The sequence below is a fragment of the Pseudomarimonas salicorniae genome, assembly GCF_023156535.1.
Classification (GTDB): Bacteria; Pseudomonadota; Gammaproteobacteria; order Xanthomonadales; family Xanthomonadaceae; genus Pseudomarimonas; species Pseudomarimonas salicorniae.
The window spans coordinates 238,018-258,443 of sequence record NZ_JALNMH010000002.1 but is presented as its reverse complement, the minus strand read 5'-3'; the positions used below and the strand labels follow the sequence as shown (position 1 = coordinate 258,443).

Sequence of the window (20,426 nt, the reverse complement as noted above, 5' to 3'; positions counted from 1 at the left end):
TATGACTCATCCGCAGTCAAGCCTTGCTGACTTAGACTCCCGTCATGAGTCCCGCCGAACGTCCTTCCCACCGCGCTGGCGGCCGGCGCCGCGCCGACGGCCAGCCGCGCGCCACGCCGGCCGATGCGCTGCGCCTGGCGCGCAAGCGCTGGCTGGACGGTGAGCGACTGGACATCGGCCAGCTGGCCCAGGAGCTGGGGGTGGCCCGGGCCACCCTGTTCCGCTGGGTCGGCAGCCGTGACCTGCTGCTCGCCGAGGTGCTCTGGTCGATGTGCGCGCCGACCCTGCAGCGGGCGGCCGACTCGACGCGCGGCGAGGGCGTGGCGCGGATCGCGATGGTCTGCGAGACCGCGGTGCGGCAGATGATGGATTTCGAGCCTCTGCGCCGCTTCATCGCACAGGACGCCGATCTCGCCCTGCGCCTGCTCACCTCCAAGGCCAGCCCGGTGCAGGCGCGCACCATCGCGGCCGTCCGCGACCTGCTGGAGAGCGAGCGCCGGCGCGGCAGCTGGACGCCGCCGCTGGCCATCGACACCCTGGCCTACCTGATGGTCCGGCTGGGCGAATCCTTCCTCTATGCCAACGTGCTGAGCGGCCAGCAGGTCGACGTCGGTGACACCGGGTTGGCCGTACAGCTGCTGCTGTCCGGACGCATCGAAGAGCCGCGGCTCAGCGAGCGGCGTGGCGGTGGACGAATTCGATGAGGTCGGTGCGGGTCGGCGCCAGCGCGGGATAGCGCAGCGAGCCGAGGATGCGTACGTGGCCGACGCCGGGATAGAGGCGCAGCTCCGCCGGGGCCCCGATCGCGTCGAAGCGCGCCTTCAGCCTGCGGCTGTTCTCGGCCCAGACCAGCAGGTCGCTTTCACCATGCAGCAGCAGGAAGGGCGGCTCGTCGCCGTCGATGTGGTTGACCGGCTGCGAGGCCGCCTGTGTGGCCGGGTCGGCACTGAAGATTTCGATCAGGTCGTCCGCGCGAAGCGGCAGGAAGTCGTAGGGACCGGCCACGCCGATCACCCCGGCGAGGTCCTTCGGCCGCAGGCCATGCGCCGCCAGATAGCGCGGATCGCTGCCGATCAGCGCCGCGATATGTGCCCCGGCCGAGTGGCCGGCGACGAACAGGGCATCCGGCCGGCCGCCGTAGCGGGCAGCGTTCTCGCGCGCCCAGGCCACCGCCGCCGCGGCATCCTCGACGAAGGTCGGAAAGCGCACCTCGGGGTAGAGTCGGTAGTCGGCGACCACGGTCACGATGCCCGCCGCGGCCAGCTGCTCGCCGACAAAGGCGTAGTCGGCGCGCTCGCCGTCCTGCCAGCGGCCGCCATAGAAGAACACCACGACCGGGGCCTCGCCTTCGCCCTGCACCGGGAAGACGTCGAGGGCGACGTCCTGGCGCGGCAGGAAGGACAGGCTGCTCGGCGGCGCCGGAGGCGCGCCGCGGTTGAGTGCGGCAAAGTAGCCGGATACGCAGCCGCCCAGCAGGGGCAGCAGCGCGATCAGTGCCGCGAGGACGGCGCGGCTTGCTAGTCTTTGCATTGGCACGGCGCGGACAGGGCGAGGAAGGGGAGTATGAGCGAAGCCGTCGAGGCATTGAAACCGAAGCCGGCCGCGACCATGGCCCAGGTGCCCGAACGCAGCAGCTCCGACCACCTGCTGCGCCTGATCCAGCAGCACCATGTGCAGCTCTCGACCATGGCCGACACCAAGGCGAGCATGATCATCACGGTTTCGTCGATCGTGTTGACCCTGGCCCTTGGCCGCCTCAACGACCCTGAGTTCCGTCTCGCCCTGATCGTGCTATCGGTATTCACCATGCTGGCCCTGCTCTGCGCCATCTTCACCGTGCTGCCGAAGTTTCGCGGCGTGAAGCGGCTGCAGGGCGAGATTCCGCCCGGCTTCAACCTGATGTTCTTCGGTCACTTCAGCGCGCTCGACCAGCAGCGCTGGATGGACGAGATGGCCGCGAGGATGATGCCCGGCCGTGCCTACCAGACCGTGCTGGAGGACGTGTATGGCCTCGGCATGTATCTGGCCCACCACAAGTACCCCTGGCTGCGCATGGCCTATCTGTTCTTCCTGACCGGCTTTGTGCTGGCCTGCGTAGCGCAGCTGTATACGGTGGTGGCGGCGTGGACGTAGGCCTCCCGCCCCGGCAGCGGTCTTGATCCGCAGGGCAAGGCCTCCTACCGCACGACGAAGCCGTTCGCCCTGAGGTATCGAAGGGGGAAGCCTCGGACCTAGACAGGCCGTTCGTGCTTCGATACCTCAGCACGAACGGCTGCGGGGCGGTCGGGACTCCGGGGTGGAATGCACGCGGCGTGGCTGGGCGCGTTGATGGACCCGGACGGGCGAACACCAACGCATCTCTCAGCTCAACGAAGCCGTTCGCCCTGAGGTATCGAAGGGCGAAGCCTCGGCTCTCGGCAGGCCGTTCGTGCTTCGATACCTCGGCACGAACGGCTCGGGGCCGGGCTGGGCAGGGCTGCCGAGCTAGGCGCGATCCCCACGCAGGGCGCGGACCGCTTCCTCAAGCTCGGCCGCGCTGGAGGTCGGCGGCAGGGCGGGGCCCGCCACCACCCCGATGTGCGCGCGCAGCCTCCGCGGCACGCGCATGCGGCCGAGCCGCGAATCGCGCCGGCTCCACATGCTCTCCCAGAGCCCGGTGATGGCCATCGGCACCACCGCCACCGGGGTCTCGGCGAGAATCCGCTCGACGCCCCCGCGGAACGGCGCGATCTGGCCATCGCGGGTCAGCGCGCCCTCGGGGAAGATGCCGACGATCTCGCCGGCGCGCAGGGCGGAGCGCACCTCCTCGAAGGCCTTCTCCATCAGCGCCGGATCTTCCTTGGCCCCGGCGATGGGGATGGTCCGCGCCGTGCGGAACAGCCAGCCGAGCAGCGGGATCCGGTGGATCTTGTAGTACATGACGAAGCGCACCGGCCGCGGGATCGAGCCGCCCAGCACCAGGGCGTCGACATAGCTCACGTGGTTGCAGACCAGCAGCGCCGGCCCCTCGTCCGGCACATGCCGCTCGACGCCGCGGACCTCGACCCGATAGAGCAGGTTGACCAGGCCCCAGGCGACGAAGCGCATGGCGAACTCGGGCACCAGGCTGAAGATGTAGACGGCCACCACCGCATTGAGCAGGGCGGTGGCCAGCAGCAGCTCGGGGATCGTCAGCCACTTCAGCAACAGGATGGACAGCAGGGCCGAGACCACCATGAAGGCGGCATTGAGGATGTTGTTGCCGGCAATCACGCGGGAGATGTGCGCGCGCTCGGCGCGCTGCTGCACCAGGGCGTACAGCGGCACGATGAAGAAGCCGCCGAACAGGCCGATCAGCACCAGGTCGAGCATGACCCGCCAGCTGCCCTCGCGCTCGGCGAAGGCCCGGGCGCCGAGGTCCAGCGCGCCGGCTGCCTCGGGATGGGCCAGGTACAGGTCGACGCCAAACAGGGTCATGCCGGCCGCACCGAGCGGAACAAGGCCGATCTCGACCGTGCGATGCGAGAGCTTCTCGCAGAGCAGGGAGCCGATACCGATGCCGAGCGAGAACAGCACCAGCACGAGGGTGGCCACCTGCTCGCTGCCGCCGAGGATGTCCTTGGTATAGCTCGGCAGGACCTGGAGGATGGTGGCGCCGAAGAACCAGAACCAGCTGATCCCCAGCACCGAGAGGAACACCGTCCGGTTGCCGGACAGGAAGCGCAGGTTGCGCCAGGTCTCGCTCAGCGGATTCCAGTTGATCGCAAGGTCGGGGGCGCTGGGCGGGGCCGGCGGGATGGCCCGGCTGGCCAGATAGCCGATGACCGCAATCAGGACCACGCTGACCGAGACGATGATCGGGCCGCTCGGCTGCAGGGCGATCAGGATGCCGCCGGTCATCGTACCGAGCAGGATGGTCAGGAAGGTCGCGCTTTCGATCAGGCCATTGCCGCCGACCAGCTCCTCGGGGGCGAGGTGCTGGGGCAGGATGCCGTACTTGGCCGGGCCGAACAGCGTGCTCTGCGTGCCCATCAGGAACAGCACGCCGAGCAGCAGCTCGATCGAGCCGAGGGCAAAGCCCAGTGCGGCAAGGCCCATCACCCCGATCTCGAGCAGCTTGGCCGCGCGGATCAGCCGCGACTTGTCGTACTTGTCGGCGAGCTGGCCGAAGGTCGCCGAGAACAGGAAGAACGGCAGGATGAAGATGCCGGCGGCGGCGATGGTGAGTTCGGTCGAGGCAAGGCCGGCAAGGGTGGCGCCCTGGAACGCGATCAGGATGATCAGCGCATTCTTGAATACGTTGTCGTTGAAGGCGCCCAGCGCCTGGGTGCAGAAGAAGGGCAGGAAGCGGCGGGACTGCAGCAGGGCGAACTGGCTCTGACCAGACATGGGGCCTCCGGGCGCTGACGGGCGAGCATAGCAATGCTGCCGTTCGGGGCGGGAAATTCCCGCCCCGAACGCCCTTGCCGTGCCGGCGGTCGCCGATTAGCTTGGCGGCGCCCCGGCATCCGCCGTCCCCCGAGGAGTCCCCGTGTCCCTGCGCATGAAGGTGATCGCCGTGCTGGTGCCGGTCATGGCGCTGTTGTTGACCGCCCTGTACCTGCTGATGTCGGGCGTCATCTCGCGCGGCTTCGCGCAGATCGAGGAGCAGCACATGCAGCGCAACGTGCAGCGGGTGCGCGCGGCGCTGGAGCAGGAGATGCAGGCGGTGCGCGCCAGCGCCCGCGACTGGGGCTCCTGGACCGATCTCTACGACTGGATGGAAAGCGGCGATTCCGGCTTCGTCGAGCGCAGCCTGCGCCTCGGCGCCGAGGGGCTGGAGCGCCTCGGCATCGACCTGCTGGCCGTGCGCGCCCACGCCGGCGGGATCCGCTTCGGCGAGCAGCTCGATCCGGGCGCGGAAGACGCCACCATCGAGCCCGACGCACGGATGCGCGCCCTGATCGACGCCCATCCTGCGCTCGCTGCCCCGTCCAAGGAGGCCGGTGGCCAGGTCGGCTTGCTCGCCGACGGTGGCCAGCTGCTGATCATGGCGGGATCCCCGGTGCTCGACAGCGATGAGCAGCGGGCGAGTCGCGGCAGCGTGATCCTTGTCCGCCTGCTGGACGAGGACTTCATGGCCCGGCTGTCGGATCGCGTCGGGCTGAGCCTTGCCGTGAGTCCTGCCGGGCCGGAGGGCTGGCAGGGCGAGCCGGCGCGCCTTGCTGTCGCACTCGGTCGCTCCCCGTCGGGAAGCCTGATCAAGGCCCTCGGCGAAGAGCGGATCGCCGGCTACTTCCTGATCGAGGGGCCGGGTGGCGAGACCCTGGCGCTGGTCGAGGTCAGCCAGGACCGACCGATCCATCGTCAGGGCCAGCTCAGCCTGCGCTACCTGCTCGGCGTCTTCATGCTGGCGGCGGTGGCCATCCTCGCCGCCCTGGTCCTGCTGTTGAACAACGTGGTCCTGCGCCGGATCCTGCAGCTCAGCGCCGAGGTCAACCAGATCAGCCGCAGCAGCGACCTGCGCCTTCGGACCAGCGCAGAGGGCCGCGACGAGATCGGTCACCTCGGCCGCGAGATGAACGACATGTTGCGCGCCCTGGAAGCGGCGGCGGAGAAGGAGCGCAAGTACATCCGCGAGATCGACGCATCGCTGAAGCTGGCCGCCTCGATCCAGTCCAGCATGCTTTCGCGGGACTTCGGCGACGGTGCCGGTGTGGTCGACCTGCATGCCCAGCTGATTCCCGCCAAGACCGTGGGTGGCGACTTCTATGACTTCTTCTGGCTGGATACGCATCGGCTGGCCTTCGTGATCGCCGACGTGTCCGGCAAGGGCGTGCCGGCGGGCCTGTTCATGGTCAAGGCCAAGAGCGTGATCAAGACCGCGGCCAGCGTATTCAGCGACCCCGGCGAGATCGTCGCCCGCGCCAACGACGAGTTGAGTGCCGGCAATGACGAATCGATGTTCGTCACCGCCCTGTTCGGGGTGCTGGACACCGCCAGCGGCGAGCTGGAACTGGTCAATGCCGGACACAACCCGCCGATGCTGATCGAGGGTCCGCAGCGCAGCGTGCGCGAGCTGCGCCTCGAGCAGCAGGTCGTGCTTGGCGCCATGGACGGCCTGCCCTACGCCTCGACCCGCCTGCACCTGCAGCCGGGCGACCGCCTGTTCATCTACACCGATGGCGTCAACGAGGCCATGGACCCGGACAACGTCGAGTTCGGCTACGCCCGCCTGGTCGAGTCACTGTCCGCAGCCAGCGGTGACGCAGCAGCCATCGACGCCGCCGTGGTCGATGCCGTCCAGGCCTTCGCGCGCGGCGCCGAGCAGTCCGACGACATCACGGTCATGTGCCTTGCCTGGCTGCGGCCCGGCAGTCTGGCGGATGGGTTGGGCTAGGGCGGGGCGGGCGCCACGTTCGCCTTCGCCCCGGTGCATCAATTGGGCCGATGTTCTGTGGGAGTGCCCTTGGGCGCGACCGCGGAGTTCCGCTCTGGCCGCGGTCCGAGGTGAATCCGAAGCGCCGCGGTCGCGCCCAAGGGCGCTCCCACAGTTTGACTGCGGCAATGGCCGCTTTGCGCCCGAACCGCCCCCGCGCCGCCTAGCGGTCGAGCGCGCGCCAGCCGATGTCGCTGCGATGGAAGGCGCCTTCCCAGTGGACCTGCTTGACGGCCGCGTAGGCCGTTTCGCGGGCTTCCTCGATGTCCTCGCCGAGCGCGGTGGCGCAAAGCACGCGGCCGCCCGCGGTGACCACGCGGCCGGAGTCGTCAAGGGCGGTTCCGGCGTGGAACAGCTTGCTACCCTTCGGGAGCTTGGCGTCCAGGCCCTCGATCAGGTCGCCGGTGCGCGGTGCGTTGGGGTAGCGGGCGGCGGCCATCACCACGCCAAGCGCCGGGCGCGGGTCCCACTCGGCGCGGGCGCTGTCGAGGCGGCCATCGAGCGCGGCCTCGACCAGGTCCACCAGATCCGACTCCAGCCGCATCATCACCGGCTGCGTCTCCGGGTCGCCGAAACGCACGTTGAACTCGATCACCCGCGGTGCGCCGGTCTCGTCGATCATCAGTCCGGCGTAGAGGAAGCCGGTGAACGGGTGACCGTCCTCGGCCATGCCGCGCACGGTGGGCTCGATGACGTCGCGCATGACCCGCTTGTGCACCGCCTCGTCGACCACCGGCGCCGGCGAATAGGCGCCCATGCCGCCGGTGTTCGGACCGCTGTCACCGTCGCCGACCCGCTTGTGGTCCTGGCTGGTCGCCATGGGCAGCGCATGAAGGCCGTCGACCATACAGATGAAGCTGGCCTCCTCGCCCTCGAGGAACTCCTCGATCACCACCCGCGCGCCGGCCTCGCCGAAGGCATTGCCGGAAAGCATCTCGTGGACCGCGGCTTCGGCCACGTCCAGCGTCTTGGCGACGATCACGCCCTTGCCGGCGGCCAGGCCATCGGCCTTGACCACGATCGGCGCCCGGCGCCGGCGCAGGTAGGCGATCGCCGGCGCCACCTCGGTGAACACCTCGTAGGCGGCCGTGGGGATGTTGTGACGGCGCAGGAAGTCCTTGGCGAAGGCCTTGCTGCCTTCAAGCTGGGCCGCCCCTGCGGTCGGTCCGAAAATGCGGAGCCCGGCCTCGCGGAAGCGGTCGACGATGCCGGCGACCAGAGGTGCCTCCGGTCCGACCACGGTTAGCGCCACCTGCTCGGCGCGGGCGAGGTCGACCAGCGCGTCGAGATCGGTGGCCTTGACCGGCACGTTGCGGCATTTGTCCTCGCGCGCCGTGCCGGCATTGCCCGGTGCGACCAGCACCTCCTGCACGCGCTCCGATTGCGCCAGCTTCCAGGCCAGCGCGTGCTCGCGCCCACCCGATCCGATCAGCAGTACCTTCATCACAAGCACCCGAGGCGGGAAAGGCGCGCATTGTAACGGCCGCGGCCCCGCCGCGGCCTGGAGGGTTGGTTCGGGCGGCTGGATTGGGCGCATCCTTGCCGTCCGCCCTGGCCGGCGAATGGGCCTTTCGGGCGAAGCCAGATCAAGAACAGGATCAAGAGCTTTCAGACCGACCTGCGGTCGGCCCGAGTCACTTTCTCTTGGTCGGCAAGAGAAAGTAACCAAAGAGAAGCCGACCCGACTTCCGCGCCGTCATTGCTGCGCAATGCCGGTGCCCTGCGTTGCTCGGAACCCGGCGGCCGGCGTGAACTCGCGCATCCATGCGCTCAAACATCCACGCCTTTCCCCGCCGGTTTCCTGCGCTACTCGGCGCTGCACACGGGACCCACGCGCGTTGAGGTCTTTGAGATTCGAGGGCCGCGTTCCGCGACACGCCGCCTGAAAAGGCTTGCCCGACCAGCCCACGGGCTGTGCGGCCAGGATGGCCGATCAATGGGGCCCCTGTCTGGCGGCGGGCGGAGAACAAGGTCCGCAGGGGCGAGCATAGGGACGTGCTCGCGTTCGCCCAGCGCAGGATGCGCTGTCGGCGAACCCTCGGAGCCCGCACGCGTACCTGGAGGGCAGGAAGCCCGGAAGGCGCCTGACCGGGGTGCCCTTTCTCTTGGTTACTTCTCTTTGGGCACGCAAAGAGAAGTGACTCGGGCCGGCCGAAGGACGGTTCGAAACGCCCTTGATGTTGATCTTGATCCGGCTCTGGATACAGAACAAAGGCCCCATTCGCCGGCCAGGGCGAAGGGCAAAAATGCGCCCGAAGTTTCCCCCCCAACTCGGCGCCTTACGGGGTCCACAAAAGACGACGCCCCGGCGAACCGGGGCGTCGGGCACATCCCTGTTGGGGCGGGCTATCCCTATCCCGCCACCTCTTCCTTGAAAGCGTCCACCGGGATACAGGCGCACATGATGTTCTTGTCACCGTAGACGTTGTCGACGCGCGCCACCGGCGGCCAGTACTTGTACTGGCGCAGGCTGGCCAGCGGAAACACCGCCAGCTCCCGGGGGTAGCCGTGGGTCCATTCACTGGCCATGGCCATGGTCGCCGTGTGCGGGGCGTTCTTCAGCGGGTTGTCCTCGCGGTCCAGCTTGCCATCCTCCACCGCACGGATCTCGTCGCGGATCTGGATCATGGCGTCGATGAAGCGGTCCAGCTCGTGCAGCGACTCCGACTCGGTCGGCTCCACCATCAGGGTGCCGGCCACCGGGAAGCTCAGGGTCGGGGCGTGGAAGCCGAAATCGATCAGCCGCTTGGCGACATCCTCGGCACCGATGCCGGTGGCGTCCTTGATCGGCCGCAGGTCGAGAATGCACTCGTGGGCGACCAGGCCATTGCGGCCGGTGTACAGCGTCTCGTAGTGCGGTGCCAGGCGCTTGGCCACGTAGTTGGCGTTGAGCAGGGCGACCTGGGTCGCCCGGCGCAGACCGTGGGCGCCCATCAGCGTGATGTACATCCAGCTGATCGGCAGGATCGAGGCGCTACCGTAGGTCGCCGCGCTCACCATGCCGACCTTACCCTCGCCGCCGAAGGTCTTCGGCAGGTAGGGGGCGAGATGCGCCTTGACCGCGCAGGGGCCGACACCCGGGCCGCCGCCGCCGTGCGGGATGCAGAAAGTCTTGTGCAGGTTGAGGTGCGACACGTCCGAGCCCCACTTGCCGGGCTTGGCCACGCCGACCAGCGCGTTCATGTTGGCGCCGTCGGTGTAGACCTGGCCGCCGTGCTGGTGGATCACCTCGCAGATGGCGACGATGTCTTCCTCGAACACGCCGTGCGTGGACGGGTAGGTGATCATCAGCGCGGCAAGACGGTCGCTGTATTTCTCGGCCTTGGCGCGGATGTCCTCAAGGTCGACGTTGCCGTTGGCATCACACTTGGTCACCACCACGGTCATGCCGCACATCTGTGCGCTGGCCGGATTGGTGCCGTGGGCCGACTCGGGGATCAGGCAGATGTCGCGCTGCGCCTGGCCGTTGGCCAGGTGATAGGCGCGGATCGCCAACAGGCCGGCGTACTCGCCCTGGGCACCGGAGTTCGGCTGCAGGCTGACCGCGTCGTAGCCGGTGCACTCGACCAGCATGGCCTCCAGCTCGGCGATCAGCTGGGCATAGCCTTCGGTCTGCTCGGCCGGGGCCAGCGGATGGATGCGGGCGAATTCCGGCCAGGTCACCGGAATCATCTCGGCGGTGGCGTTGAGCTTCATCGTGCACGAGCCGAGCGGGATCATCGTCCGGTCCAGCGCCAGGTCCTTGTCGGCCAGCTGGCGCAGGTAGCGCAGCATCTCGTGCTCGCTGTGGTGGGTGTTGAACACCGGATGGCTGAGGAAGTCCGACGTGCGTGCAAGGCCCGCGGGCAGCGCGTCGTCGACCCCGGCGTCCAGCTTCTCCACATCGAGGTCCACCTCGAACAGCGACGCCAGCGCGCGCAGGTCGGCGGCAGTGGTGGTCTCGTCAAGGCTGATGCCAAGCGAACGGCCATCGATCCGGCGAAGGTTGATGCCGGCGATCCGGGCGCGCTCGTGCACGGCGTCGGCGTCGAGGTCGACGATGTGCAGGGTGTCGAAGAAGTCCGGGCCTACGGTGTGCCCCGCGGCGCGCAGCCCGGCGGCCAAAATGCTGGCCAGGCGGTGCACGCGGCGCGCGATCCGGATCAGACCGTCGCGGCCGTGGTAGACGGCGTACATCGCCGCCATCACCGCCAGCAGCACCTGGGCGGTGCAGATGTTCGAGGTCGCCTTCTCGCGGCGGATGTGCTGCTCGCGGGTCTGCAGGGTCAGGCGATAGGCCGGCTTGCCCTCGGCATCCACCGAGACGCCGATCAGGCGGCCGGGCATGGCGCGCTTGAAGGCGTCACGGCAGGCCATGAAGCCGGCGTGCGGACCGCCGAAGCCGAACGGCACGCCGAAGCGCTGGCTGTTGCCGATGACGATGTCCGCGCCCCATTCGCCCGGCGCCTTGAGCAGGGTGAGGGCGAGCAGGTCGGTGGCCACCGCGACCAGGCCACCTCGGGCATGCACGGCGTCGCACAGTGCCGCGTAGTCGCGTGCCTCGCCGAAGGTGGTCGGATACTGCAGCAGCACCCCGAAGGCCTCGGCCGAGGCGGCCTGGGCATCGTCACCCACCTGCAGCGCGATGCCCATCGGCTCGGCGCGGGTAAGCAGCACCTCGAGCGTCTGCGGGTGCACGTCCTTGGAGACGAAGAACAGGTTCGACTTCGACTTCGACGAGCGCCTGGCGAGGGTCATGGCCTCGGCCGCGGCGGTGGCCTCGTCGAGCAGGGAGGCGTTGGCGATCTCCATCGCGGTCAGGTCGGTGACCATGGTCTGGAAGTTGATCAGGGCCTCCATGCGGCCCTGCGAGATCTCGGCCTGGTAGGGCGTGTAGGCCGTGTACCAGGCGGGGTTCTCGAGCACGTTGCGCAGGATGACGTTCGGCGTGTGCGTGCCGTAGTAGCCCTGGCCGATGAAGCTCCTGAACACCTGGTTTCGCTTGGCGATGCCGCGGATGCGGGCAAGCGCCTCTTCCTCGTTGATCGCCTCGGGCAGGGCCAGCGGCGCGGTCGACTTGATCGACTTCGGCACGATGGCGTCGGTCATCGCTTCCAGCGAAGGCTGGCCGATGACCTCGAGCATGTGGGCGATCTCGGCGTCGTTGGGGCCGATGTGGCGCTCGATGAAGGCAGCGTGGTGTTCGAGGTCGCGCAGCGAGGGCTTGGACATGGAGGCGGGCTCTGGGAGGAGGGGGGGCATCGCGGCGGCAGCGCGGGCGCAACTGGGACGCGCGGCTGGCCGAAGGTGTATCAAGCGTCGTATCGCAAACGCTCGACGGCCGGCTTCGACTGATGTCTGCGCGCGGCGTACCACCCGGCCAACCGGCCTGCATGCCGGTTGGCGCCCGCAGGCTCGAGTCGCGGCAGTTCGAACCATGCGCCCGGCCCATCGGCCTGCATGCCGATGGTCGCTCGCAGGCTCGCAGCTGTGCTGCTCGAAAGCCCTGCTCGCCCCCTCTGTCCTTTTGCCTGAGAGTTTGGGTCTTGCGACCGCGTGCCCCTTCGGCGCCGGAATGAACCGGTCTCTCCAGAGTTGCTCGCGCGCGGCGGTACGGGGGCCTGAGCGATTTCGGGGATTGCGCCTTCGGCAGTGGCTGACGCCACTTCTCCCGCCACGAACATTGAGCAGCGCGATTATATCCGAGGCAGGTGGCGACGGTTGAAGCCGTCGTCACATCCTTGCGGGAGGCGCGCCCTCGGCCCCGGGCTCGGGCTCCGGGATCATCTCGAGGGCCGTGCCCGAGGTCCGGACCATGGGCAGGAAGTGCCCGGGATGATCCGTGGCGCGGGCGCGCTGGCGCAGGCGCCAAGCGACGAACAGTCCGAGCGCGACCAGCACCGTGGCCGACAGCGCGAACAGGCTGGCCGCGCCGAAGCGGCTCATCAGACTGCCGGCCAGCAGCGGGCCGAGGGTGGCGCCCACCCCGTACAGCAGCAGGACCCGGCCGCTGCCGGCCAGCAGCTGACCGGGTTCGAGGCGGTCCATCAGGTGGGCGACCGCCACCGGATAGAGGGTGAAGGCGAGGCCGCCATAGGCGAACAGGAGTCCGCCGCGAAGCAGCGGGTGGTCGTGAAGCAGGGCGAGCAGCACCGCGATCACGCCGCCGAAAAGGGCCAGCACGGCGAGCATCTGGCGTCGGTCAATCCGGTCGGAGACCCGGCCGAGCGGCCACTGCAGCAGGGCGCCGCCGAGGATGGTGATGGCCATGACCTCGGCCACGCCGCCGGCGTCGAGACCGGTGGCGTTGGCGAACACCGGCATCAGGCCCCAGAAGGCGCCCATCACCACGCCGGAGAGCAGGGCCGTGGCCGCGGCCGAGGGGGCCTGCTGCCAGAGCTGGCCCAGCGGCAGCGGCTGCGGCGCGCTGAGCGGCGGCTGCGGCAGGCGCGTCCAGGTCACCGGCATCAGCGCGACGCAGGTCAGCAGGGCGACGAGCGAGAACAGCGCGAAGCCCTCGATCGGACCCAGCGGCAGCAGGGCCTGCCCGAGGGCCAGGGAGAGCAGGTTGACCATCATGTAGCCGGCGAACAGCTGGCCGCGCTGCTCCGGGCTGCCCTGGGCGCCTAGCCAACTCTCGATCACCGCATACAGGCAGACCAGGGCGGCACCGGTGACGAAGCGCAGCACGGCCCATGCAAACGGGTCGACCAGGATCGGGTGCAGCAGCACGGCGGCGCTGGCCGCGGCCGCGCAGAACGAGAAGCTGCGGATATGGCCGAGCCGGGCCGCCAGCGGCGGCGCCAGCCAGGTGCCGGCGACGAAGCCGAGGAAGTAGGCCGACATGATCCAGCCGAGGGTCGCCGCATCGAAGCCTTCCAGCGCGCCGCGCAATGCCAGCAGGCTGCCCAGCAGGCCGCTGCCGGTGACCAGCAGGGCAAGGCCGAGCATCAGGGCGGCGACCGGCAGCAGGAGTCCCAACATAAGGGTTCACCGAGGGCGCGGCGTTCTCCTTGAAACTAGCACGATTCATGCTTGCGCGCAGGCAGGGTGCTAGCATCGGCCGCATGCAGTGCCGGATCGCCATAGCCATCCTGCTCGGCCTGGTCCCCGCCGTTCCCGTCGGCGCCGAGGACAGTTTCCATTTCGGCGGCGCGATCCGCATCAACCACGCCTGGCGCGACTACGGCCCGACCAAGGGCGAGGGCAGCACCAACCTCGAGCTGTTCCGGCTCGACAGCCGAGGCCAGCGCGGCGCGCTGAGCTACTCGGCGCAGTACCGCTTCTACAACGATTTCGAGGCGATCCATCACGCCTGGGTTGGCTACCGCTTCGACGACGTCGGCCAGCTGCGCGCCGGTGTGCAGCAGGTGCCCTTCGGCCTGTTGCCCTATGCCTCGCAGAGCTTCTGGTTCGGCTCGGGCTATTACCTCGGCATCGAGGACGATTACGACCTGGGCCTGGTCTGGGAGCGCGGGGACGAGGCGGTGCGCTGGCATGCCGGGCTGTTCTTCGCCGACGAGTATGGCGACGGCAGTCGCTTCGACCGCTATTCCTTCGATGTCGCCGAGACCAGCGCCTTGCCCTACCGCGAGCGTGAGCGGGTGGTGCTGCGTCGGGCGAGCCTGCACGAGGACGGCGACGAAAGCCGGGAGTGGGGCGTTTCGGCCTTCGCCGGACGGGTCGAGAACGACGTCGACGGCCGCGAGCATGACCACCTGGGGCTCGCCCTGCACGCCCGATGGAAACGCGATGCCTGGACCTTCGAGGGCCAGTGGGCGGCCTACCGCTACGACGTGCCCGGCCAGCGTATCGCCCTGTCGGCCTTCGCCTTTCCGTTCGAGGCGGCGAGCGAGGCCCAGGTGCTGAGCGCCAATGTCGTCCGCAGCCTGCCGACGCCGGCCTGGCTCGACAGCCTCACCTGCTACAACAACCTCAGCACGACCCAGGTCTCCGGCGCCGGCCGCCGCGACTCCTGGCAGAACGTGACCGGCTGCAGCATCGGCCGCGGCCCGATGTTCACCTACGTCGACTGGATCGCCGGCTACAACATGTGGTTCATCGGCGGGCCGGGGATCGGAATCGACGACCCCGGCGGCGCCCGCTGGCGCTCGCGGCTGAACATCAACTTCGGTTTCTACTTCTGACCCGCGACGTCCCCCTGCTGCGGGGGCGCGCTTCCAAGGGGAGCTGCCATGAGCCAGCCCAGCGACGCCAAGGCCAGCTGGTACAAGATCAATCCGCCGGTGTTCATCGCATCGGTCATCCTGATGGTGGCCTTCCTCGGCTACACCGTCGCCGCGCCCGAAGCCTCGGAAGCCCTGTTCAAGGCGGTGCAGGCCTGGGTCGTCGAGTCGGCAGGCTGGTTCTACGTGCTGGCGGTCGCCGGCTTCCTGGTCTTCGTGGTGGTGCTTGCCTTCTCCGGCTACGGTCGGATCAAGCTCGGTCGCGACCACAGCGAGCCCGACTACAGCTACGGCTCGTGGTTCGCCATGCTGTTCTCCGCCGGCATGGGCATCGGCCTGATGTTCTTCGGCGTGGCCGAGCCGGTGATGCATTTCACCAGCCCGCCGGTGGGCGAGGCGGGCAGCGTCGAGGCGGCCCGGCAGGCCATGCGCATCACCTTCTTCCACTGGGGCATCCACGCCTGGGCGATCTACGCCGTGGTCGCGCTGTCGCTGGCCTACTTTGCCTTCCGTCATGATCTGCCGCTGACCATCCGCTCGGCGTTCTACCCGCTGATCGGTGAGCGCATCCATGGACCGATCGGCCACGCTGTCGACGTCTTCGCCGTGCTGGGCACTCTGTTCGGCGTCGCCACGTCCCTGGGGTTCGGGGTGATCCAGGTCAATGCCGGCCTGAACTATCTGTTCGGGGTGCCGGTGGGTATCGGCGTGCAGGTCGCGCTGATCGCCGGCATCACTGCCATCGCCACGCTGTCGGTGGGACTCGGCCTCGACGGCGGCATCCGCCGGATCTCCGAGCTGAACATGATCCTGGCCGTGGCGCTGCTGGTGTTTGTGCTGGTCGCCGGGCCGACCATCTTCCTGCTGCAGACCCTGGTCCAGAACACCGGCATGTACCTGTCCAGCCTGGTCGAACTGACCTTCAACCTCTACGCCTACCAGCCGAGCGGCTGGATCGGCGGTTGGACGCTGTTCTACTGGGGCTGGTGGATTGCCTGGTCGCCCTTCGTCGGCATGTTCATCGCCCGGGTCTCGCGCGGGCGGACCATCCGGGAGTTCGTCATCGGCGTGTTGCTGGTGCCGATGGGCTTCACCTTCGCCTGGATGACCTTCTTCGGCGACACCGCCCTGCACATGCTGATGGAGCGCGGCCTGACCGACCTCGCCGACGCGGTCGCCGCGGACAGCTCGGTGGCGCTGTTCAAGTTCCTCGAGTACCTGCCGCTGTCAGGCATCGTCTCCCTGGTCGCCACGGTGCTGGTGATCACGTTCTTCGTCACCTCGTCCGACTCCGGCTCGCTGGTGGTCGACATGCTGACCTCGGGCGGTGCCGAGGATTCGCCGCTCTGGCAGCGCATCTTCTGGGCCGTACTGGAGGGTCTGATCGCCGCGGTACTCCTGCTGGCCGGCGGTCTGTCCGCCCTCCAGACGGCTACCATCGCCAGCGCGCTTCCGTTCACCGTGGTCATGGTTCTGATGTGCTGGGGCCTGGTCCGCGCCCTGCGCATCGAGGCGATGAAGCGGGTCAGCCTCGGGCGTGCGCGGGTCGAGCCACGCGGCCCGCATGCGGCACTCGGCTGGCAGCAGCGGCTGGTCGGCATGGTGTCCCATCCGAGCCGTCAGCAGGTGATCGAGTTCCTTGAGGGTACCGTGCAGCCGGCGCTCTCGATGGTCGGAGATGAACTGGCGGCCCAAGGGCATCCGGCCGAACTGGGGCGCGGCGAGGATGGCCGGGTCTGGATCGAGGTCGGCCCGCCCGGCAACCACCGGTTCTTCTACTCGGTGCGTCCGCGCCCCTACCAGCCGGTCGCCTTCACCCTGCGCGACGTCAAGCCCGACCGAGCCGGCGCCCTGCAGTACTTCCGGGCTGAGGTTCATCTGCGCGAAGGCGGGCAGGATTACGACGTCATGGGCTGGCGCCGCGAGGATCTGATCAATGACGTCCTCGACCAGTACCAGCGCCACCTGCGCTTCCTTGAGGTGATGGGTTGATTCGGGTGGGGGGAGCGTCGGTCGGTAGGGCTCGCCGCACGGGACTTAGTGCCTGAAAGCCGGATTCGAAGCAGCGAAGAGAGGGAACGGGCGCGAATCGGACATTCGCCACCGAACCCGGTCGGGCGGGCTCTTCGTAGGAGCGGACATGGCCGCGACCGCAGAGATTCGCCCTGGCCTCGGTCTGTAGTGAATACGCGGCGTCGCGGTCGCGCCCATGTGCGCTCCTGCAGTCGGGCTTCGTTGGGCGTCAGCGAAGCCTCATAGGGTGCGCCTTGGGCGCACCGATACGGGCGCTCGGACGGTACGCCCGGTGCGGCCAGCCGCACCCTATGAATGTCCGGTTCGCGCCCGTTCCGGACTTTCACAATTCGGATGGCTGCTTGTCCGCATCGCCGCACGCGGACCATGATGGCGCCATGGGGGCATCGACCGAAAAGCGGGAACCCGGCGGCGGCAGCGGGACGAAGCGGAACTTCTTCGTCTACGCCGCCAGTCATGGGCTGACCAAGCTCGGCGATGCGCTGATGAACCCCAAGACCACGCTGAGCTGGCTGGGCTCGGCCCTGGGCGCGCCGACCTTCCTGGTCGCCATGCTCGTGCCGATCCGCGAGGCCGGCAGCCTGCTGCTGCAGGTCGCCGTGGCCGGACTGATCGACCGGATGCGGCGGCGCAAGTGGGCATGGGTGGCGGGCTCGGTGGTGCAGGGGGGCTGCGTGGGGGGCATGGCCCTGGTCGCGCTGCGGTTGGAGGGGCTGTCCGCAGGGCTTGCCCTGGTCGGGCTGCTGGCGCTGTTTGCCACGGCGCGCAGCGTGTGCTCATTGAGCTCCAAGGACGTGCTCGGGCGCACCGTTTCGGAGGATCGCCGCGGCCGCGCGGGCGGCTGGGCTTCCAGCGCGGGTGGGATCGCCACCCTGGTGGTCGCCGCCGGCGGATTGATCTGGGGCGGCGACGGGCTGCGCTCGATGGCTTGGGTGCTGCTGTGTGCCGCTGTGGCCTGGTGGCTGGCGGCCGGTCTGTTCTCGGCGATGCGCGAGCCTGCGGACGAAGGGGGCGGTGGCGGCTCGGCAGGGCTCGGGCGGCTGTCCCTGCTTCGTGAGGACCCGCGACTGCGGCGCTTCGTCATCACCCGCACCCTGTTGCTCTGTTCGGCACTCTCGGCGCCGTACTACGTGATGCTTGCCCAACGTCATCTCAAGGACGTGGAAAGCGGCTGGCTGGGCTTTGTCCTGCTCGCCGGACTCGCCAGCCTGGTGGGTGGGCCGCTGTGGGGCAGGCTGGCGGACCGGTCCAGTCGGCAGACCATGCTGTGGGGCGTGGCACTGGCCTCCCTGCTCGGTCTTGGCGTGTTTAGCGTCGAACGCTGGGCAAGCCCGGCCCTGGCCCAGTGGTGGCTGCTTCCCGGCGCCTTCTTTGTGCTGTCGATCGCGCACCAGGGCGTACGCATCGGGCGCAAGACCTGGATCGTCAACATCGCCGAGGGCCAGCGGCGGCGCGACTACGTCGCGGTCAGCAACTCTGCGATGGGCGTGATGCTGCTGATCGTTGGCGGCCTGGCCGCGGCGCTGGCCGAGTACTCGCTGTCCGGCGTGCTGCTCGCCCTGACCCTGCTGGGCGCCGCGGGTGCCGTGCTGGCCCGAGATCTGCCAGAGGCCGAGTCCGATCCGGACGAGGGCGGCTGAGCCGGCTTAGGGGATATCCCCCGACGCCGCCGCGTACCCGTACGGCGCCGGCTACACTGCTGGCCGAGCCTGCTTCCGCGGAGATCGCAACGGGTGACCCCGGACATCAGCCTGGTGTTCCTGATCGGACTGGTCAGCGCGATCAACGGCGGCGTGCTGTGCTGGGCCATTGCCGTGGGGGCTCCCAAGGACACCACACCCTGGTTCGCTGCGGGCTCTCTGGCGCTGGCGCTGGCCACGGCGACGCCCGTGCTGGTGAACGATGCTTCCTCGCCCTGGTGGGCTGCGGGGCTGAACCAGCTGCCGATGCTCAGCTACGCACTGTGGCTGGTCGGCATCCTGCACCTGTGCGGACGCCGCGACCGGGTACCACAGGTCTGGTGGGCGTTGCTGTTGCTGACCCTTCCCGTGCTGTGGTGGACCTTCGTCGAGCCGCAGCGGCCGCTGCGGGTCACCGTGGTGGCCGCCTCGCTGGCGGCCCTGCGCCTGGTGAGCGCCTGGCTGCTCTGGCGCGGCGCCGAGGGGGTGGATTCGCGCGTGGCCCGGGTGTTTGCCGTGGTCATGGTGGTCGAGGCGGTGACCATGTCCAACCGGGCCCTGTCCGCCTGGTCCGGGGTGCTGCCCCAGATCGGCGCCGATGCCGAGGCCGCCAGCGTGCTGACCTGGATCACCATGCTCAGCTCGGCGCTGCTCTCCACCCCGCTGCTGATGCTGCTGGTGCTGGGTCGGGTCATCGATGAGCTGCGCCAGGGCCGCTGGCGGCTGGAAAGCACACTGGATGCCATGCCCGATGCGCTGGTGGAACTCGATGCAGAGCGCCGCCTGCGCCAGGTGCGCGCCCAGCATCGTGAGCAGCTGCCGCTGTCCGGCGAGGCGCCAGCCGGCCTTCCCTTGTCGGATCTCCTGCCCGAGGGCTCGCGTGCTCCGGTAACCGCGCTGCTCGACCATGCCCGCGAGGACGGCACGAGCCCACGCATCCGGCTGCCGGTGGATGGCGCGGGGGGACGACGATTCTTCGAGCTGACCGCTGCCACCCACGCGAGCGTTTCGGGTGAGGGGCCGCGTGGCTATGTTCTGGTCTCGCGTGATGTCACCGAGCTCGAGCGGGCCGAGCGCGAACTCCGCGATCGCAACGATCTGCTGCAGCATCTGGTCGCGCTGTCGCCGATCGGCATCCTGCTCACCGACCTGGACAGTGGCCGGGTCTGCGAGGCCAATCCCGCCCTGCTCTCGCAATGCGGACTGGGCCCGGAGCAGCTGGCGGGGCTGTGCCTTGTCGACCTGTTTGCCGAGCGCAGCGCACACGACCGGGTGATGGAGCGCCTGCAGACCAGCGGTCGCTGCGACCCGGTCGAACTGGACTGGCGGCGTGCCGACGGAGCGCTGCAGTCGGTCCGCCTCTCCGCGCTGGTGGCCAGCGATCCGCAGGGCAAACGTCTGGTCTGGACTCTCGTGGAGGATGTCTCCGAGCAGCGCCGCATCGAGCGTGCGAAGGGAGAGCTGGTGGCGGTCGTAAGCCACGAGTTGAGGACACCCCTGACCGCGCTGATGGGGGCTGTGGGATTGCTCGCTGGCACCGCCGGAGACGGTCTTGATCCACAGTCGCGCAAGCTTCTCCACGTGGCGCTGGACAACGGCCAGCGGCTGCGCCAGTTGATCGACGACCTCCTCGATCTGGATCGGATGGTTGCGGGGCGGCTGCGGTTCACCATGGAAGTCCGCCGCTTGAAGCCCCTTCTGCTCAATGTCCTGTCCAGCAATCAGACCTACGGGGCTGATCGCTCGGTTCGGCTCGAGCTGCTCGACCCCTTGCCCGATGTCGAAGTCAGGGTGGACGGGCAGCGCCTTATCCAGGTGCTGGGCAATCTGGTCTCCAACGCGATCAAGTTCTCGCCACAGGGTGCCGTGGTCGAGCTCTCGGCGGAAGAGGTCGACGCGCGTGTGGTGATCGCTGTGCGCGACCATGGTCCCGGTGTGCCGGTCGAGTTCCGTGACCGCATGTTCGAGCGGTTCTCCCAGGCGGACGCTTCAAGCACCCGAACGCAGGGCGGGAGCGGGCTCGGCCTTGCCATCTCCAGGGAACTGGTCGAGCACATGGGCGGCAGCATCGATTACCAGTCGACGGCGGACGGCGGGGCCTGCTTCAGGGTGCTGCTGCCGCGCGCGTGAAGACGCAGCGGGTCTTGTCGA

At 68.9% G+C, this 20,426-nt stretch carries 12 protein-coding genes and 1 riboswitch; of the genes, 7 read left to right on the top strand and 5 right to left on the bottom strand.

Annotated elements, in window-relative coordinates; genetic code table 11:
- Positions 1–44 precede the first annotated feature (44 nt).
- Positions 45–704 (top strand): QsdR family transcriptional regulator, encoded by a 660-nt coding sequence (locus M0G41_RS03590; RefSeq protein WP_248205100.1) that lies wholly within the window; start codon positions 45–47, stop codon positions 702–704.
- Here M0G41_RS03590 and M0G41_RS03585 read toward each other — a convergent pair.
- The gene (locus M0G41_RS03585) at positions 670–1,530 is read right to left on the bottom strand and encodes an alpha/beta hydrolase (RefSeq protein ID WP_248205098.1); all 861 of its coding nucleotides are present in this window, start codon (positions 1,528–1,530) and stop codon (positions 670–672) included. The two genes, M0G41_RS03590 and M0G41_RS03585, sit on opposite strands and share 35 nt — an antisense overlap.
- A 33-nt stretch (positions 1,531–1,563) precedes the next feature.
- Here M0G41_RS03585 and M0G41_RS03580 point away from each other — a divergent pair, with 33 nt between their 5' ends.
- Positions 1,564–2,133 carry a Pycsar system effector family protein gene (locus tag M0G41_RS03580; RefSeq protein WP_248205096.1) on the top strand — a complete coding sequence of 190 codons (570 nt, stop codon included), beginning with the start codon at positions 1,564–1,566 and terminating at the stop codon, positions 2,131–2,133.
- A 351-nt stretch (positions 2,134–2,484) separates the two neighbouring features.
- Here M0G41_RS03580 and M0G41_RS03575 read toward each other — a convergent pair whose 3' ends face one another.
- Positions 2,485–4,368, bottom strand: coding sequence for an MFS transporter (locus M0G41_RS03575; protein WP_248205094.1), 1,884 nt, complete (start codon positions 4,366–4,368; stop codon positions 2,485–2,487).
- Positions 4,369–4,510: 142 nt separating this feature from the next.
- On the opposite strand from M0G41_RS03575, the gene M0G41_RS03570 reads away from it, so the two are divergent.
- Complete coding sequence (locus tag M0G41_RS03570) at positions 4,511–6,358, top strand: SpoIIE family protein phosphatase (protein ID WP_248205092.1); 1,848 nt, start codon at positions 4,511–4,513, stop codon at positions 6,356–6,358.
- Between the two features lie 202 nt (positions 6,359–6,560).
- On the opposite strand, the gene purD is transcribed toward M0G41_RS03570, so the two are convergent.
- From purD to M0G41_RS03555, 3 genes are all read right to left on the bottom strand, one after another.
- Positions 6,561–7,841, bottom strand: coding sequence for a phosphoribosylamine--glycine ligase (gene purD / locus M0G41_RS03565; RefSeq protein WP_248205091.1), 1,281 nt, complete (start codon positions 7,839–7,841; stop codon positions 6,561–6,563).
- 908 nt (positions 7,842–8,749) lie between these two features.
- Positions 8,750–11,638 carry an aminomethyl-transferring glycine dehydrogenase gene (gcvP, locus tag M0G41_RS03560; protein ID WP_425511226.1) on the bottom strand — a complete coding sequence of 963 codons (2,889 nt, stop codon included), beginning with the start codon at positions 11,636–11,638 and terminating at the stop codon, positions 8,750–8,752.
- A 247-nt stretch (positions 11,639–11,885) separates the two neighbouring features.
- Positions 11,886–11,979, bottom strand: a riboswitch (glycine riboswitch).
- A 130-nt stretch (positions 11,980–12,109) separates the two neighbouring features.
- Positions 12,110–13,348: an MFS transporter gene (locus M0G41_RS03555; protein ID WP_248205591.1), complete on the bottom strand. Its 1,239-nt coding sequence runs from the start codon at positions 13,346–13,348 to the stop codon at positions 12,110–12,112.
- Between the two features lie 95 nt (positions 13,349–13,443).
- Between M0G41_RS03555 and M0G41_RS03550 the strand changes: the two genes are divergently transcribed.
- The 4 genes from M0G41_RS03550 to M0G41_RS03535 all read left to right on the top strand — a co-directional run bounded on the left by M0G41_RS03550 (position 13,444) and on the right by M0G41_RS03535 (position 20,405).
- Positions 13,444–14,523 carry a porin family protein gene (locus M0G41_RS03550; protein ID WP_248205087.1) on the top strand — a complete coding sequence of 360 codons (1,080 nt, stop codon included), beginning with the start codon at positions 13,444–13,446 and terminating at the stop codon, positions 14,521–14,523.
- 48 nt (positions 14,524–14,571) lie between these two features.
- Entirely contained in the window at positions 14,572–16,554 is a 1,983-nt protein-coding gene (locus M0G41_RS03545) for a BCCT family transporter (protein ID WP_248205085.1), read from the top strand.
- Positions 16,555–16,973: 419 nt separating this feature from the next.
- Entirely contained in the window at positions 16,974–18,236 is a 1,263-nt protein-coding gene (locus M0G41_RS03540; protein ID WP_248205083.1) for an MFS transporter, read from the top strand.
- A gap of 93 nt (positions 18,237–18,329) precedes the next feature.
- Positions 18,330–20,405 carry a PAS domain-containing sensor histidine kinase gene (locus M0G41_RS03535; RefSeq protein WP_248205081.1) on the top strand — a complete coding sequence of 692 codons (2,076 nt, stop codon included), beginning with the start codon at positions 18,330–18,332 and terminating at the stop codon, positions 20,403–20,405.
- Positions 20,406–20,426 lie beyond the last annotated feature (21 nt).

Bases quoted from the DNA above. Each gene is read 5' to 3' on its own strand.
- M0G41_RS03590 (WP_248205100.1), top strand. From the start codon at position 45: ATGAGTCCCGCCGAACGTCCTTCCCACCGCGCTGGCGGCCGGCGCCGC.
- M0G41_RS03585 (WP_248205098.1), bottom strand. From the start codon at position 1,530: ATGCAAAGACTAGCAAGCCGCGCCGTCCTCGCGGCACTGATCGCGCTG.
- M0G41_RS03580 (WP_248205096.1), top strand. From the start codon at position 1,564: ATGAGCGAAGCCGTCGAGGCATTGAAACCGAAGCCGGCCGCGACCATG.
- M0G41_RS03575 (WP_248205094.1), bottom strand. From the start codon at position 4,368: ATGTCTGGTCAGAGCCAGTTCGCCCTGCTGCAGTCCCGCCGCTTCCTG.
- purD (WP_248205091.1), bottom strand. From the start codon at position 7,841: ATGAAGGTACTGCTGATCGGATCGGGTGGGCGCGAGCACGCGCTGGCC.
- gcvP (WP_425511226.1), bottom strand. From the start codon at position 11,638: ATGCCCCCCCTCCTCCCAGAGCCCGCCTCCATGTCCAAGCCCTCGCTG.
- M0G41_RS03550 (WP_248205087.1), top strand. From the start codon at position 13,444: ATGCAGTGCCGGATCGCCATAGCCATCCTGCTCGGCCTGGTCCCCGCC.
- M0G41_RS03545 (WP_248205085.1), top strand. From the start codon at position 14,572: ATGAGCCAGCCCAGCGACGCCAAGGCCAGCTGGTACAAGATCAATCCG.
- M0G41_RS03540 (WP_248205083.1), top strand. From the start codon at position 16,974: ATGGGGGCATCGACCGAAAAGCGGGAACCCGGCGGCGGCAGCGGGACG.